This is a genomic window from uncultured Draconibacterium sp. (assembly GCF_913063105.1).
Taxonomy (GTDB): Bacteria; Bacteroidota; Bacteroidia; order Bacteroidales; family Prolixibacteraceae; genus Draconibacterium.
Genome location: NZ_CAJXYQ010000034.1, coordinates 1 through 16,156 on the forward strand (window position 1 = coordinate 1; position 16,156 = coordinate 16,156).

The 16,156-nt window shown below is 41.0% G+C and carries 12 protein-coding genes; 5 read left to right on the forward strand and 7 right to left on the reverse strand.

The features are described 5' to 3' along the window. Positions 1-50: 50 nt before the first annotated feature. Positions 51-1,493, reverse strand: coding sequence for an IS1182 family transposase (locus QZ574_RS19045; RefSeq protein WP_297092525.1), 1,443 nt, complete (start codon positions 1,491-1,493; stop codon positions 51-53). A 115-nt stretch (positions 1,494-1,608) separates the two neighbouring features. Between QZ574_RS19045 and QZ574_RS19050 the strand changes: the two genes are divergently transcribed. Beyond that, positions 1,609-2,040 (forward strand): hypothetical protein, encoded by a 432-nt coding sequence (locus QZ574_RS19050; protein ID WP_297092526.1) that lies wholly within the window; start codon positions 1,609-1,611, stop codon positions 2,038-2,040. Positions 2,041-2,236: 196 nt separating this feature from the next. Further along, positions 2,237-3,352 carry a Fic family protein gene (locus QZ574_RS19055; RefSeq protein WP_297092528.1) on the forward strand — a complete coding sequence of 372 codons (1,116 nt, stop codon included), beginning with the start codon at positions 2,237-2,239 and terminating at the stop codon, positions 3,350-3,352. Positions 3,353-3,472: 120 nt separating this feature from the next. Here QZ574_RS19055 and QZ574_RS19060 read toward each other — a convergent pair whose 3' ends face one another. The 5 genes from QZ574_RS19060 to gcvT form a co-directional block, all read right to left on the reverse strand. Then, positions 3,473-6,448: a PEP/pyruvate-binding domain-containing protein gene (locus QZ574_RS19060; protein WP_297092530.1), complete on the reverse strand. Its 2,976-nt coding sequence runs from the start codon at positions 6,446-6,448 to the stop codon at positions 3,473-3,475. Positions 6,449-6,609: 161 nt separating this feature from the next. Then, complete coding sequence (locus tag QZ574_RS19065) at positions 6,610-7,860, reverse strand: DUF1015 family protein (protein WP_297092532.1); 1,251 nt, start codon at positions 7,858-7,860, stop codon at positions 6,610-6,612. A gap of 193 nt (positions 7,861-8,053) precedes the next feature. Further along, positions 8,054-8,974, reverse strand: a complete 921-nt coding sequence (locus QZ574_RS19070; RefSeq protein ID WP_297092534.1) for an NAD(P)-dependent oxidoreductase — start codon at positions 8,972-8,974, stop codon at positions 8,054-8,056. Positions 8,975-9,069: 95 nt separating this feature from the next. Continuing rightward, the gene (gene serC, locus QZ574_RS19075) at positions 9,070-10,137 is read right to left on the reverse strand and encodes a 3-phosphoserine/phosphohydroxythreonine transaminase (protein WP_297092535.1); all 1,068 of its coding nucleotides are present in this window, start codon (positions 10,135-10,137) and stop codon (positions 9,070-9,072) included. 470 nt (positions 10,138-10,607) lie between these two features. After that, on the reverse strand, positions 10,608-11,693 hold the full coding sequence (gcvT, locus tag QZ574_RS19080) for a glycine cleavage system aminomethyltransferase GcvT (protein ID WP_297092538.1): 1,086 nt from the start codon (positions 11,691-11,693) through the stop codon (positions 10,608-10,610). Positions 11,694-11,870: 177 nt separating this feature from the next. On the opposite strand from gcvT, the gene QZ574_RS19085 reads away from it, so the two are divergent. From QZ574_RS19085 to QZ574_RS19095, 3 genes are read left to right on the forward strand one after another with little or no spacing between them, the layout of a single operon-like run. Further along, complete coding sequence (locus QZ574_RS19085; RefSeq protein WP_297092539.1) at positions 11,871-12,221, forward strand: Hpt domain-containing protein; 351 nt, start codon at positions 11,871-11,873, stop codon at positions 12,219-12,221. A 14-nt stretch (positions 12,222-12,235) separates the two neighbouring features. Further along, a complete protein-coding gene (locus tag QZ574_RS19090) occupies positions 12,236-12,520 on the forward strand; it encodes a PQ-loop repeat-containing protein (protein WP_297092541.1) in 285 nt (94 codons plus the stop codon). Then, a complete protein-coding gene (locus QZ574_RS19095; RefSeq protein WP_297092543.1) occupies positions 12,517-13,101 on the forward strand; it encodes a cyclase family protein in 585 nt (194 codons plus the stop codon). The genes QZ574_RS19090 and QZ574_RS19095 overlap by 4 nt, the downstream gene beginning before the upstream one ends. A gap of 54 nt (positions 13,102-13,155) precedes the next feature. Here the strand turns inward: QZ574_RS19095 and clpB are convergent, their stop codons facing one another. Further along, the gene (gene clpB / locus QZ574_RS19100; protein WP_297092545.1) at positions 13,156-15,744 is read right to left on the reverse strand and encodes an ATP-dependent chaperone ClpB; all 2,589 of its coding nucleotides are present in this window, start codon (positions 15,742-15,744) and stop codon (positions 13,156-13,158) included. Positions 15,745-16,156 lie beyond the last annotated feature (412 nt).

The following is a 16,156-nucleotide window of genomic DNA, read 5'->3' on the forward strand; positions in this document are numbered from 1 at the left end:
CGAATTGGATGTGACTGAAAAAATAATTTAATTTGAAAAATAGAAATCAATCAGACAGAGTTACATTTACATATCCAATTATAGGCCACTGCTGACATGTGCATGCATTTATTGGCATTTTCAATTCCGCGGGTATTTAGCTTTCGCAGCCCCAGAAATTGGGTAAGCGTTCCAAGAACCGGTTCAACGGTGCTCTGCCGCTTTGTTTTCAGGTATTTCCCACGTTTGCTTTTTATCCGTTTTATTGCCCGTTCATATTCTTCTTTGTATATCGTAATTGCGATCCTCTTTTCTGGTGCCTTGCCCGCGCAATCTGGTTTGTAAGGGCAGTTTTTGCAGTCGCTGGCACGCGTAAGGTAAAGCCGCTTCCGGTTATTGTTCTTTCCATATTCAACCGTTATTTTCCTAAATGTAACTTTCTTGTTGTTCCGGCATAACCAGTAATCGCCATCCTCTATGTAAGTAAATCCTTCGGGCCCGCCTTTGTAGGTGCCGTGCGGGGGAATGTAACTTACCAGGTTTGTTTTTTCAAGGTATGCATAATTCTCCCCACTGCTAAAACCGGTATCGGCCAATACTGTACTCCATAATAAACCCTGGCTTTGTAATCTTGGTTTTAACCGTTGGCAAACATCTTGTAAGTACTGGCTGTCTTTCAAGTCGGCATGGTAGGCTTTTATGTCGGTAATTACATGATGGGCCGTATCTACACAGATATTGCTGTTATAGTTTAGCTTTCTGGCTTTGCCCGGTTTAACGCTTATCCGGGCATCGGGGTCGCTTGGGCTGTAATGCGTTTTGTTGCTGGTGTATTTCGCCCCCTTATTGCCTGCCCCGGGGCGTTGGTCCTGTGTCTTTTGCCAGTTTCTTGTCCGGCTTTCCAGTTCCTTTAGTTCCCTGTTGCTGGCAGTAACCGTTTGTTGGGTTTTGCTGGCCTTGTTGTGTTTTGCTTTGCGGTCGGGACGGCTCAGGTAACGAGCCTTACGGATATATTCATCCAGTTTCTCTTTTGGCACTTTTAACTCAAGGCTGTCCATACTTGCGTTGGCCTTTACCGGTGCCGAATCGATGGCCTGTGTGTGCCCGGAAACCATTCCCTTTTCAACACACATTGCCAATACATTTTCAAATACTTCTTCAAATAAACTTTCAGGGAACAACTGCCGGGTGCGGCTAAGTGTGCTGTGCCACGGCAGCTCTTCATCGATATCGAAGCCCAGAAAATAAAGGATATCAAGGCGCATGGTACAATGCTCAATAAGTTTACGGTCGCTGATGATATTTTCAAGGTAACCAACCAGGCATATTTTATAAAATACAACCGGGTCTATACTTTTTTGTCCACAGCTTCCATAATATTTTTTTGTTTCATTATACAAAAAAGATAAATTGAGTACTTCTTTTAAACGTCTGTAAAAATTGGTTTTGGGAACCCGCTGCGATAGTTGGAAGTTTGAAAACAGTTTCTCTGAATAAACTTTCTTTCCTTGCATTTTTATTTACAAGTTAATGAAAGATAGTGCATTACTCCCGGATATTATGCTAAATTTGTTAACAATAAATGGTGAGTTGTGCAACAGGCACATTGTGTAGCATTAATAATTAAATATGATTGACGTAAAAAATGGCCATATAACAATCGATTCAAACCATTCAATCAATCCAGACCTGACAATTTTAGAATTAAAGAATCTAAACTTAGGGGAATCTCAAGTTGAAAAAGACTTACAAAATGGTTGGACAAGCATAACGGTAAAAAACATAAAAATTGAGAATGAATATTTCGTAATGACTTTTTCATTTTTCAATTCCACGATACAGTTAATTAGTTTTATCGTGGACCAAAATCCAATCCAAACAAATAAAAGTTGGTGGGACTATTCAACAGAAAAGGAAAAAATAAAGCAAAAGGAGTATAGGGAATGGCTGGATAGAGAAATTGGCAATAAAAGAAAATTTAATTGGGGAGAAATTGAATCAGTTTTTGACAATAAAGGTGGAGGCTCTTCAATAATAATACGATACACAAAAAATAAATGAAAAAAACAGTGCATCGCCAAACAAAACATTGATAAGTCATTAATTGAAACTGGAGAATTCAAAAATTACTTTCGCTATGATTTGGGTGAGAAAGATCATTATGCAACGAAAAACGGCCTTATTCAATGCAAATATCGCAACGATAATTTTCGATTGCAACGAATAAGCCATATATTTGTTGCAAAATTTAAGACGAATGAATTATTATATACATCAAAAAGAGAATTGGCCAGATTTTACTTGGAGTAGTGATGAATTCGTGAACCTACTAAGTGAAGCGAGAAATCTGCAAGGACGATTAATTGGAAAAATGGAATCTCTTGGCTTTGAATTACGGGACGAGGCGTTACTTGAAACTCTGACTTTAGATGTATTAAAATCTGCAGAAATCGAAGGAGAACTCTTAAATCCAGAGCAAGTTCGTTCATCAATTGCTCAAAGATTAGGAATGGAATTCGCAGGTGCAATTATGTCGGACAGGAATGTTGACGGAATGGTTGAGATGATGATTGATGCGACTCATAATTGTTTTAAACCATTAACAAAAGATAGACTTTTTGATTGGCATGCAGCATTATTCCCGATGGGAAGAAGCGGAATATTCAAGATTATAGTAGCAGATTGGAGAAAAGATACATCTGGACAAATGCAAGTTGTATCTGGTGCAGCAGGAAGAGAAAAAGTTCATTTTCAGGCTCCTGACGCTAATTTAATCGAAATGGAAATGAACCGTTTTTTAAAATGGTTTAACGAAGAAACCGAAATTGATTTAGTTATTAAAGCTGCAATAGCACATCTTTGGTTTGTTACAATTCATCCATTTCAAGATGGGAATGGAAGAATTACAAGAGCATTAACTGATATGTTGTTAGCTCAATCTGATAAAAGTACCCAGCGATTTTATAGTATGTCTGCCCAGATTAGGGTGGAAAGAAATGGATACTATGACATTCTTGAAAGAACTCAAAAAGGGAGTCTTGATATAACCGAATGGATAAAATGGTTTTTAAGCTGCTTAATTAATGCTTTAAAGTCAACGGATAAAATTCTAACTAGAGTTCTGTTAAAAGCAGATTTTTGGAACAAACATTCAAAAACAATTATTAACGAAAGACAGAAAAAAGTATTAAATAAATTACTTGACGGACTTGAAGGTAAATTGACTTCAATGAAATGGGCAAAAATTGCAAAATGTTCGAAAGACACAGCAATTCGAGATATTAATGACTTGATAAAAAAAGATGTACTTCAAAAAGAGTCTGCTGGAGGAAGAAGTACAAATTATGAACTAAAAATAAATGCCAGCAGGTAACAATGTGTCATACGTAATGGCGGTGAAAGTAGTAAATATCAAGGTTTGTGGCTCGAATCAACACCATCTCGGTTTGATAGTGAGAAGCTCCGCAGTCCGCCACTACGCATACACTCAACGTTAACAATGAATCAATGCCCGCCGGTCTCTTCCATTCATTAAAACAGTTAGTGGTTTATTAAACTGTACATGTTTTATAAACTCGGTTTCGCGCAGTACCTCTTGTTGCTTCAGGGCCTCCATTTTAAGGCGTGTTTTGCGCGAGTTATGTGGTACCGAAAAGTAGCCCACATTCATTGAGGTTACGTTATGAAAAAAGTGCGATCCTAACGAGGCATCGAGCGGAAAATCGGGCAAGCCCATTTCAACAATAATTTTTGCTTTTGATATATGCGCCCACAGCACGGGAATTCCGGTAAAAGGATCGCGCGAGCCCCAGCGCCCGGGGCCGATAAGTATATATTCGCGGCCCTGTTCATCAAACCAGTCGTTTAACTGGCTAATTTCGCGGGCCATTTGTTTGGTTTTCAGCTTATCAAACTTATCGGGGTCTACATAAACCACATCTCGAATATTTTCCATTTTTCCGTTACCCATTCCGCGCTCGGCATACATAAACACTCTTTCTTCTTCAACCATTTCAATATCTACTTCTACCTGCGCTTCGGTACGTATCAGGGGTTTTATTTGCAAGAGGTAAAGGGTAGGTTTGCCGTTTTCGGCAGGTTCCAAATCAATGGAGTATTCAATTTCTACCGGCGAGCCCATAGCCTCCTTAAACAATTTTAGCAAGAGTTGCAACACATCGGCCAGTGGCAAATGATTGTATTTTAATATATTGGCAAAATCAACCACTTTTGGTCCCGGGCCATGAATTCCGGGAATAAGATCGTCATTCTCAATAATATAAGTGGAGGCCGAGTGTTCGAGCGTACCATCTTTTTCGGCTTCTTTTATCCGGTACTTTTTTATGGCCGCATTTTCGCCATCGCTAAGCATATCGATATTGGGGTTTGAAAGGTCGATGGCATAAAATTGCCGCTGGGTATCGCGCATCTGGTCTTTTAGTGCTGCCGCATTAATTGTGGGGTATCTTGGGCAAAACCGAAAGGCATTTTCACCGCCCACCACATACATGCCAAGCCCCACTGCGGCTACCGAAAAACCATCGTCGGGTTCCATATAGGCAATAGGGTAATAATTGTACGATTGCGCCACCCCCGAGAGTGTGGGGTAATACTTATTATTGTATTCGTGGCCAATCACTTCCTGGATAACCACCGCCATTTTTTCTTCTTCAATCTTGTAGCTCACCGCATCGAAATAAGCCTGTGCCGAATCGGTAAAAATACTGGAGTACACCAACTTTATTGCCGTTTCTAACTGTTGGTAACGCACCTCAATATCGGGATGATTATTGGGGATAAGATAGGTGGCATAAACCCCTGAAAAGGGTTGCAGCAAGGAGTCTTCAAACAATCCCGACGAGCGCACAGCCAACGGACGTTTAATTTTTTGGAGGTACTCCATTAGCCGGCCCCTAATTTTATCGTCGAACTCCGAATCCAGAAAGTGTTTCCGTATGGCATCGTAATCGTTTAACGAATAAATATCGTCGTAAAGGTTATTCATTTCCACAAATTTATCGAACTGCAAAGCTCCGATTACAGATGTGGAAGGAATACGGATATTCATTTCGGGAATTAGTTTTGAAAAATCGATGTTTTCGATAAAATTGCAGATAAAAGCAATTCCTCTTCCCTTGCCTCCGAGCGATCCTTTTGCCATACGCACTATAAAACGGCTTGATGAAACAAATTCCGAGTCGAAATTAACGATGGTACCGCGCAGGCGTTCGAAACGTATTTTTTTAAAACTATTAAGACAAAACTGGCGCAGCTCTTCGGGCGAGTTAAAGTCGGAAAGCTGAATGGGCATCAGCAATTCGGCAAGATTAATTTCGCCACGTGCCATCAGCCAGGTTGAAAAGGAATTACGGCTGCCATGATACTGCAACGATCCCTCCGGGATATCTCTGAATTTCTCCTGGAACTCAGCCAGGTTTCGGGCCTGAGTGATGGGTAAACCATCGGTACCTTTAAAAACAAAATTTCCGAAGCCCAAACGGCGGTACAAAAAATTAAAGATATCCATCGACAGGCTTTCGGAGTTTTTATTGATAAAATCAGCTCCTACTTCTTTGGCGCGTTTTGCATTTGAAATATCGCTCGATTGCAGCAGCAATGGTATCGGAAATTTCCGTGTGCTTTGGGTATATTTCAGCAATTCAATACCCGCATCTTCATCCTCTACCCCGCCCCGCTCAAATCTCACATCCGAAATAACACAGAGCATGTAGCGGCGGTAACTGTTTATAAACTTTACGGCTTCTTCGTAATTATCGACCAGTATTACTTTTGGGCGGGCACGCATACGCAGTATTTTGTGCAGTTCGTCTTTTGCATCTTCGTTAACCAACACCTGTGTTTGTGTCATTACCGTGGTGTAAAGCATTGGCAGGTAGCGCGAGTAGTATTGAATGCTGTCTTCAACCAGCAAGATTATCCGAACGCTACCATTTTGAGTATCGCGTGCCACATTGCTTTTGTCCTCAATGTATTTAATCATGGCCATAAACACATTCGAATTGCCATTCCACACAAAAATACGGTCGATAAAACTTAGTCTTCTGCGCTCGGTTTGAAAGAAACGCAGATCGGCATTGTTATTTACCAGCAACAAAAGCGGCACCCGTGGGCGCTCGTTGCGTATGGCATGGGCAGTTGCTACCGGTGTGTCTTTATCCATACCTGCCATTACAATGATGAGGTCGAAATCGCGATGTTCCAGAATAAGCAATGCCTCTTCCTGGGTATGTACACTGGTAAAGCGTGGGGCAGCATACAGGTTTAACTGCAGGTACTCGCCAAAAATTTTATCGCTGAACTGCCCTTCCCTAACAATCGAATATGAATCGTATAGCGTAGCTACCAAAAGCACTTCCTTTACTTTGGTGGGCATTAATTCCTGGAAAATATCGCGGTCGTTTTTTCGCTTTTTATAAATACTGGAGAGAGTTATGCTGTCGATGTCCATTATTGTTTTATTTAGCTTTTGAAGTTAGGGATTTTTTGGTGTTTGAAGAATGACAGGCATAAAAAATCCCGATCTGTTGAGTAACGAACCGGGATATTATATTGTTGAGTCATCAGCTCACAGTTTGCAAGAACTCGTTGTGAGCAGATGACCTTTCGCGTTTAATCCAGTTTATGAATAACCAAACCCGAACGCAATTTAGGTTCGAACCAGGTGGTTTTTGGCGGCATAATATTTCCGCTATCGGCAATGTTTATCAGTTGTTGCATTGATACCGGGTAAAGCGCAAAAGCAGCTTTCATTTCGCCCGAATCAACCCGACGCTTCAATTCTGCCAAACCTCGAATTCCACCAACAAAATCAATACGTTTCGAGGTACGCAAATCTTTAATATCCAGAATAGGCTCCAGCACCTGGTTAGAAAGAATGGTAACGTCCAGAATTCCAATCGGGTCTGAATCGTCGTAAGTTCCTTCTTTAGCCGTTAATTTATACCAGCTACCGGCCAGGTACAAACTGAATTCGTGCAATGCCGATGGTTTAAAAATTTCAGTTCCCATGTTCTCCACATCAAAACCTTTCGACAGTTCTGCAAGAAAATCGATTTCCGACAAGCCGTTTAAATCGGTAACTACGCGATTGTAGTCGATAATTTGCAATTGGTTATCAGGAAAATGCACGGCCATAAAATAATTATAGGCTTCGTTGCCAGCATGATTTGGATTTTGCCCGGTTTTTTCGGCGCCAATACGTGCTGCTGCAGCAGTTCGGTGATGACCATCGGCTACGTAGGTAAACGGTACTTTTTCTTCAAAAAGCTGCTCTAGTTTGTCATTTGTTTCGGCATCGTCGACGGTCCAGAAATGATGGCCAAATCCATCTTCGGCGGTAAAATCGTAATCGGCAGCTTTGCTTTTTACAATGTTCTCCACAATGGCATCAATTTCAGCCACGGCTTTGTACGCAAAAAATACCGGCTCGATGTTGGCATTTAAATAACGCGTTAACACCATACGGTCTTCCTCCTTTTCAGGGCGGGTAAGTTCGTGTTTTTTAATTATGCCATTGTCGTAATCGGCACAGGCAGCAGCACCAACAATTCCGTATTGCGTTATTCCATTCATGGTTTGTGCATAAATGTAATACTTCGCCTCGGCATCTTCCTGTAGCCAGCCTTTTTCCTGAAAGGCCTTAAAGCTTTCAACGGCTTTGTTGTACACAGTTTCCGAATGAATGTCGTCAACTTCAGGGCATTCAATTTCGGCTTTGGTTATGCGCAACAAAGATTTTTCTTTACCTTTTGCCATTACAGCTGCTTCTTCCGAATTCATCACATCGTACGGAAGGCATGCCAGCTCTTCAACAATTTCTTTTTGTGGACGAAGTCCTTTAAATGGTTTTATTATCGCCATTATTTTGATTTTAAATTTTAGACAACCAGATTTTTAGATTGCCAAAAATATAAATCCGGTTCCTATTTGTAACATTTATTTTAAGAAATAATTCATTGTGCAACTTTGAGTTAACGTATCATCCTGTTCCTATAATTTAACCACAAAGTTGTAGAATGAAGGCACCAGGATTCACGAAGTGCCACAAAACAAGTCATTTATTCACCTGGTGCGTCGTGTCGCCGTTTTCAAAAAATTCGACAATTTGCCGGGCAGCCGCCAGACCGGCATTAAGGTTCGCCTCGGCCGTTTGTGCACCTGCTTTTTTGGGTGTAAAAAAGAATCTTCCGGGGAATTTTTCCTCAAATTCAGCTTCACAATCGGGCGTTAGGTCCGACATGTATTTTACTCCCGGTTTTTCTTGCATGCAGGCTACCAGATCCGGTTCATTAATAACTTCTTTTCGGGCGGTATTTACCAAAATGCTACCATCTTTTAAATGCGAAAGCACCTCGGCACTAACCGATTTTAAATGTTCGCCACGTGCCGGAACATGAATAGAAACGATATCACTTTTTTCGTAAAGTTCTTCCAGCGATTTGGTAACTTTTAGTCCAATTGCTGCAGCCGCGCCTTTGCTGTAACGGGTATAAACAATTACTTTCATTCCCATGGCACGTGCTATACGAAATACGTTTCGGGCAACGTAACCAAAGCCATGCAAACCAAGGGTTCGGTCGCGCATTTCGCCTCCTGGTTTTCCCGAGAACATTTCGCGCAATCCCATTATGGCTAAACCGATGGCAAGTTCTGCCACTGCATTGGCATTTTGCCCGGGAGTGTTCATTACCACAATGTTGTTCGCCGTTGCTGCATCAAGATCAACATTATCGTAACCGGCACCTGCACGCACAACAATTTTCAGGTTTTTAGCCGCTGATAATACCTCTTTGTCAAATTTATCGCTTCGGATAATGGCTGCTTCAGCATTGGCAATGGCCTGCAACAGGTCTTGCTTTTCGGTATACTTTTCAAGCAACTGAAGTTGATAACCTGCTTTATCAAAAATTTTACTGATTTTTTTTACAGCAACCGGGGCAAAGGGTTTTTCTGTAGCAATTAAGATTTTCCTCATGACTCATAAAATTTAGTTTCACCCAGGCCAACTTGAAAAACCGGGTGAAAAAAATGCAGGACATTTGCCCTGCATTTTTTTTGATTATTGTTTGATTATTTCATTTTTTCAAACTCCTGCATGGCATCAACCAGTGCCTGTATACTTTCTACAGGCATTGCATTGTAAATTGAGGCCCTGAAACCTCCAACCGAACGGTGTCCTTTTATTCCCAACATGCCTTTGGCTGTGGCAAACTCCAGAAACTCCTTCTCCAATTCAGCATGCTCGGGTGTCATTATAAAAGTTACATTCATTAACGAACGATCTTCTTTAGCTGTTACCGTGCACTGGAACAATTTATTCCGGTCGATTTCATCGTAAAGCACTTTTGCTTTCTCAATGTTTTTTTGCTCCATGGCTTCAACTCCACCGTTTTCTTTTAACCATTTTAAGGTTTGCAGGCAGGCAAAAACCGGAAGTGTTGATGGGGTATTAAACATCGACCCCGCCTTAATATGTGTATTGTAATCCAACATGGTAGGAATTGGACGCTCAACTTTACCAAGAGCTGCGTCTTTTACAATTACCAGGGTTGCACCTGATGGCCCCAGATTTTTTTGAGCTCCGGCATAAATCAAATCGTATTTCGAAACATCAATCGGGCGGCTAAAAATATCAGACGACATATCGGCTACCAAAGGCACGTCAACATCAGGTGTAGGAATTTGTGTTCCGTAAATGGTGTTGTTTGATGTATAATGGAAATAACTTACATCTGATGGTACCTCGTAACCTTTTGGAATATAATTATAAATAGTGTCAGCCGATGAAGCTACTTCAACAACTTCGCCAAAGAAATGGGCTTCTTTTATGGCTTTTTTCGACCAGGCACCTGTATTTAAATATGCTGCTTTTTTGTCCATTAAATTGTATGGAGCCATTAAAAATTGTGTACTGGCACCACCTTGTAAGAAAAGAACAGAATACCCTTCAGGTACTTTAAGCAGTTCTTTTACTAGAGCAACTGCTTCGTCCATAACGGCAACAAACTCTTTACTACGGTGCGAAACTTCCATTACTGAAAGTCCGGAACCTGCAAAGTTCATGGCAGCCTCAGCAGTTTTTTCCTTTGTAAATTCGGGCAGAATTGAAGGTCCTGCGTAAAAATTGTGCTTTTTCATATATACAACAATTAAGGTGAGTAATTAAAATTTTTTACCTTTTAAACACCACTATAAAGTAGAGCAATAGTGATTGTTTAGCCGATGAGAAAAATCAAGTTTATATTTATTTTTATGAGTTTTAAAACACTGATTAACAACATTAAAACAGCTGACGAATATCATTCTAACTGTCTTACTTCTGTTAACGCTGTCGGTATCAATCTGTTATTTCATACAAAAATATCTTATTCCAATCAACAATACCCTATTTTAATCAATAAATGATTTTTTCGGTGTAATATTTAAAAAGAATTTAAATAGAACCGAATTCTGCCAATAGTTTGGAGTAAAAATCTACAGTAATTTTATTGGATTCTCACGGTGCCCTTCTTAATCATTTTTTCTAAGCATAAGTTTAGGGGGGTACGAAAACAAAAAAACCGCCTGTACACACAGGCGGTCGCATTTAGTTTAATTTGCTTTATTGGTTAGATAAATGGTAACTTAACAATTTCGGCCGGAATAATTTTATTTCTGATTTTCACAAACACTTCGGTTCCAAATGCCGAATATTCTTTGGCAACATAGCCCATTCCAATTCCTTTGTTTAATACTGGCGACATAGTTCCGGACGTTACGGCACCAATTTTTTCACCGTCGGAGTTTACCAGTTCGTATCCTTTTCTAGGAATACCCCTTCCGTTTAAGACAAAACCGCGTAGCCTTCGGGTAACGCCTTCGTTTTTTTGCATGGTTAAGAATTCGCGATCGATAAAAACACGGCCATTGTTGAACTTGGTAATCCAGCCCAGACCGGCTTCAATTGGCGAGGTGGTATCGTCAATATCATTTCCGTACAAACAGTACCCCATTTCTAAACGCAGCGTATCGCGGGCTGCCAATCCAATTGGTTTTATACCCTGCTCTTTGCCGGCTTCAAAAATGGCGTTCCATATTTTTCCGGCCACATCGTTTCTGAAGTAAAGTTCGAAACCACCTGCCCCGGTGTAACCGGTCGCCGAAATAATTACCTCATCAACACCGGCAAATTTATCGGTAACAAAAGTGTAAAACTTAATGGCTGAAAGATCAACATCGGTAAGTTTTTGCAATACTTCGGTTGCCTTTGGCCCTTGAATGGCCAACTGACTTATGGCATCCGATGCGTTTTCTATTTCGGCACCGATACCTTCGTTTTGAAGTACTACCCAATTCCAGTCTTTTTCAATATTGGCTGCATTAACAACCAACATGTATTTTTCGGGTTCGTAGCAATACACCAGCAAATCGTCAACAATACCGCCTTTTCCGTTCGGGAAACAGCTGTATTGTGCCTGCCCTGGTGTTAAAATTCGTGGGTCGTTTGACGTAATTTTTGCAACCAGACTCAGTGCCTTTGGGCCTTTTACCCAAAACTCTCCCATATGCGACACATCAAAAACCCCAACACCTTCGCGTACGGTCATGTGCTCATCCTTAATCCCGGAGTACTCTATTGGCATTTCATATCCGGCAAATTCAACCATTTTACCGTTTAGCTCTTTGTGTATCGAATTAAATGCTGTTGTCTTCATAATTTTAATTTCATTGTAAATGGCACTTGTGTAAACCGAGCCCGGCTCCACCTTCAAATAAGAAATAGTTAACGCAAAACTATGTATTCAAAATCTTCACAAATATGAATTTTATCAGCCATTGCACAAAAAGCTTTCGCAATTATTTTGCTAAATTGCTTGCTCATATATTTAACTATGAGTACTACATTTCAACACATTAATACGGCACAAATCGACACACTTTCAGCCGGAGATATGGTTTTCAAAAAGGAACTGGCACAAATATTTCTGGAACAAATTGATGAATTTACAACAAACATGGGTTCATTTTTGGCTTCGGAGCAATGGGACAAGCTGGCCCGCGAAGCCCATACCGCCAAATCGTCGGCAATGACTTTTGGTATGGAGAAGACCGGCACTTTGCTTAAAAAAATTCAATTGGAATGCGAAGCCGGCAACCTATATGAAGTGCCTCAAATGGTAAAAGATGCAAGCAATCAGCTTCAGGCGGCAGTGCCCGAATTGAACCAAATTCTGAATGGCTAATCTTTGCGTTGAACATGATTAACGAAACAATAGGCTGGGTTGGCAACATTTTATTTGCCATTTGCGGATTACCACAAGTAATTAAAACCTACCGCAGCAAAAGTGCTAACGACCTAAGTATTCTATTTTTGTGGATGTGGCTGCTGGGCGAACTACTAACTTTCGTATATATTATTATTGGCGATTGGGAAACAGGAATCGCCCATTTCCCGCTGTATTTTAACTACATCGTAAATATTTTTATGGCGTGTTACCTTATTTATGCCAAATACACTTATCCTAAAAAATACGAAAGATGATTTACGACTTGTCGCACGCTTTAAGTAATGAGACTCCGGTTTTTCCGGGCGATGCGCAGCCTGAGTTTACGCAAATTGCAACTGTTGAAAAGAACGGCTATCGCGAAACGCGGTTCCATTTTCATTCGCATTTGGGCACACACATTGATGCACCGGCGCACATGCTTAAAAATGGAAAGGCGCTGGATGACCTGAATGTGTCCTATTTTCAGGGAAAAGCCTTAATAATTAAAGTAGACCCAAACCAACAATTTATTGAACCAGACTTACTTTTACCGGTTGAAAAAGACCTGGTCAATTCGGCTTTTGTTTTATTTAAAACAGGCTGGAGCAAATTCTGGGGCGATAAAAAATATTTCGAAACATTCCCGACACTTTCTGCTGCAGCTTTGCAATTCTTATTAAAATTTGATTTAAGGGGAGTTGGATTTGATACCATTTCGGCCGATCCGGTTGAAAGCACCACATACAGCAACCACCATGGTATATTTAATAAAGGCCTGATTATTATTGAGAATCTCATTTTCCCTGAAGATTTGGAAGCAACAAGCGGAGAGTTTTCCTGTTTTCCGCTACCCTAAAAAAAGCAGACGGCTCCCCTGTGAGAGCCGTCCTGAAGGCGTAATAGCAGCAGGCTAATTTTTGAATACCAACGAATTATCCTCGAAATCGATTACAATAGGTATTGTTTTATCGACTTTTCCTGAAAGTATCCGCTTTGATAATTCATTCAATACATATCGTTGAAGCACACGTTTTACCGGACGTGCACCAAAATGAGGATCGTATCCAACTGTCGACAACCATTCGTTTGCCTTCTCTGTTAATTCAATTTTCAGATCGCTTGAAGCCAGGCGTTTTACAATTTGCTCAAACTGTACGCGTACAATTTCAGTAATGGCATCTTTCGACAGTGGCGTAAACACAATCGTTTCATCAATACGGTTCAGAAACTCCGGGCGGATGGTTTTTCGCAGCATCTCCAGCAACTGATTCCGTGTTTTTTCCAACACCTCAAATTCATTGCTTTCATTCATGGCTTCATAATTTTCCTGAATGATGTGCGATCCCAGGTTCGAGGTCATAATAATAATTGTATTCTTAAAATTTACCGTTCTGCCCTTGTTATCGGTTAAACGGCCATCGTCCAATACCTGTAGCAACACGTTAAACACATCGGGGTGTGCTTTTTCAATCTCATCGAATAACACCACTGAATAAGGTTTGTGCCGAACGGCTTCGGTAAGCTGGCCACCTTCGTCGTAGCCTACATATCCCGGAGGCGAACCAATTAGTCGGGTTACCGAAAATTTCTCCTGGTATTCCGACATATCAATTCGGGTTATCATGTTCTCATCGTTAAACAGGTATTCTGCCAATGCTTTTGCCAGCTCGGTTTTACCCACGCCCGTAGTTCCTAAAAAGATGAAAGAACCAATAGGCCGTTTTTCATCCTGCAAGCCGGCACGGCTACGGCGCACGGCATCCGAGATGGCAACAATAGCCTCATCCTGCCCAATTACACGCTTGTGCAATTCGTCTTCCATATACAACAGTTTCTCGCGTTCGCTCTGCAACATTTTCTGCACCGGAATACCTGTCCAACGTGCTACAACTTCAGCAATATCTTCGGTGTCTACCTCTTCTTTTATCAGGTTTTCCCCTTTTTTCATTTCCTCCAGTTCGGCCTGCAATTTTTCAATTTCAGCCTCCACCTCTTTTACTTTTCCGTAGCGTAATTCGGCAACCCGGCCATAATCGCCCTGCCGCTCAGCCTGTTCAGCTTCAAACTTATAGGTTTCAATTTCTTCTTTCTTTTTTTGAATAGCTTCAATCACCGATTTTTCCGATTGCCATTTGGCACGCAAACGCGATTGCTCTTCCTTCAGGTTTGAAATTTCCTCGTTCAGCGAATTCAGCTTTCGGATATCGTTTTCACGTTTTATTGCCTCGCGTTCAATCTCCAGCTGTTTTACCCTTCGCTGTATTTCATCCAGTTCCTCGGGCACCGAATCAATTTCCAACCGAAGTTTTGCAGCAGCTTCGTCCATTAAATCGATAGCTTTATCGGGTAAAAATCGGTCAGAAATATAACGTTGCGACAATTCAACCGACGCAATAATTGCATCGTCTTTAATTTGCACCTTGTGGTGGTTTTCATATTTCTCTTTTATACCACGTAAAATTGAAATGGCACTTAAAGTATCCGGCTCATCAACATGCACAATCTGAAACCTGCGCTCCAGGGCTTTGTCTTTCTCAAAATATTTTTGATACTCGGCCAGTGTTGTTGCACCAACAGCGCGCAATTCGCCACGGGCAAGCGCGGGTTTTAAGATATTAGCCGCATCCATTGCTCCCTCGCCTTTACCGGCCCCCACCAGGGTGTGTATCTCGTCGATGAAAAGAATTACTTCATCGTTCGACTGAACCACTTCGTTTACCACGGCTTTTAAACGTTCCTCAAACTCACCCTTGTATTTTGCCCCGGCAACCAAAGCTCCCATATCAAGCGAAAAAACTTGTTTCGACTTAAGATTCTCAGGCACGTCGCCTCTCACAATACGATGAGCCAAGCCCTCGGCAATTGCTGTTTTTCCGGTTCCCGGCTCACCCAACAAAATTGGGTTATTTTTAGTGCGGCGCGAAAGAATCTGTAAAATTCTGCGAATCTCATCATCGCGTCCAATTACCGGATCGAGCTTTCCCGACCGGGCACGCTCATTCAGGTTTATTGCAAAACGGTTTAATGAGTTAAATTTATCCTCTGCGGTTTGGCTGTCGACTTTCGAGCCTTTTCGCAATTCGTCAATAGCCAGTTGAAGTTCTTTTTTCGATATGCCGTTATCTTTCATTAAACGGCTGGTATTATCTTTTACATCAAGCAAAGCCATTAAAATATGCTCAACCGAAACATACTGGTCACCCATTTCCTGGGCTAAACCAAGTGCTTTTTGCAAAGCCTGGTTGGCTCCTGAAGAAAGATATTGTTCACCTCCCGACACTTTGGGGTAAGACTGAATAACCTGGTCGAGAGCTTGTTTAAAAATGGAGAGATTTACATCCAGCTTTTTAAGCAGAAACTCGGTTACATTTTCGGCCGAGTGAAGTACGCCTCGCAAAATATGGCCGGTTTCAATTGCCTGTTGATTATTTCCCTGTGCAATCTGAAAAGCCTGTTGAATGGCTTCCTGCGATTTTATTGTAAAATTATTAAAGTTCATGGCTTTATGTATTAAAATTCGCTACACAAAAACAAAGACCAGACCATAACCCACTGACAGACAGAATGTCACAGACAATCGATTAAGTCCGCAAAAAAATCAGAGAAATAAACTTTTTGATGAAAATTTGGCAGAAAACAGGCATAAAAAAACAGAGACAATCTCCATTATCTCTGTTCTCTAACCTAACCAAATCTATTTTCTATGAAAAAAACACTTAAACTATTCAAATTCTATGCAACAAAAATACTACGGATTTTAGTTAACACGTATCAACGGAAGTTAAAGAATGTTATTTCTAAATAATTACCCGATGCCGGGTTTAAAAAAAACTGGGATCACATTAAAAATCCGGTGGACTTTGTTCTTTTGCTAATATATTAATATCGCTTGCTAGCCCCTTCCGGGGGAC

What these genes read in the sequence shown, in the direction of transcription:
- QZ574_RS19090 (WP_297092541.1), top strand. Translation starts at nt 12,236, where the DNA reads ATGATTAACGAAACAATAGGCTGGGTTGGCAACATTTTATTTGCCATT.
- QZ574_RS19045 (WP_297092525.1), bottom strand. Translation starts at nt 1,493, where the DNA reads ATGCAAGGAAAGAAAGTTTATTCAGAGAAACTGTTTTCAAACTTCCAA.
- QZ574_RS19060 (WP_297092530.1), bottom strand. Translation starts at nt 6,448, where the DNA reads ATGGACATCGACAGCATAACTCTCTCCAGTATTTATAAAAAGCGAAAA.
- QZ574_RS19055 (WP_297092528.1), top strand. Translation starts at nt 2,237, where the DNA reads ATGAATTATTATATACATCAAAAAGAGAATTGGCCAGATTTTACTTGG.
- QZ574_RS19050 (WP_297092526.1), top strand. Translation starts at nt 1,609, where the DNA reads ATGATTGACGTAAAAAATGGCCATATAACAATCGATTCAAACCATTCA.
- QZ574_RS19085 (WP_297092539.1), top strand. Translation starts at nt 11,871, where the DNA reads ATGAGTACTACATTTCAACACATTAATACGGCACAAATCGACACACTT.
- QZ574_RS19065 (WP_297092532.1), bottom strand. Translation starts at nt 7,860, where the DNA reads ATGGCGATAATAAAACCATTTAAAGGACTTCGTCCACAAAAAGAAATT.
- gcvT (WP_297092538.1), bottom strand. Translation starts at nt 11,693, where the DNA reads ATGAAGACAACAGCATTTAATTCGATACACAAAGAGCTAAACGGTAAA.
- QZ574_RS19070 (WP_297092534.1), bottom strand. Translation starts at nt 8,974, where the DNA reads ATGAGGAAAATCTTAATTGCTACAGAAAAACCCTTTGCCCCGGTTGCT.
- clpB (WP_297092545.1), bottom strand. Translation starts at nt 15,744, where the DNA reads ATGAACTTTAATAATTTTACAATAAAATCGCAGGAAGCCATTCAACAG.
- serC (WP_297092535.1), bottom strand. Translation starts at nt 10,137, where the DNA reads ATGAAAAAGCACAATTTTTACGCAGGACCTTCAATTCTGCCCGAATTT.
- QZ574_RS19095 (WP_297092543.1), top strand. Translation starts at nt 12,517, where the DNA reads ATGATTTACGACTTGTCGCACGCTTTAAGTAATGAGACTCCGGTTTTT.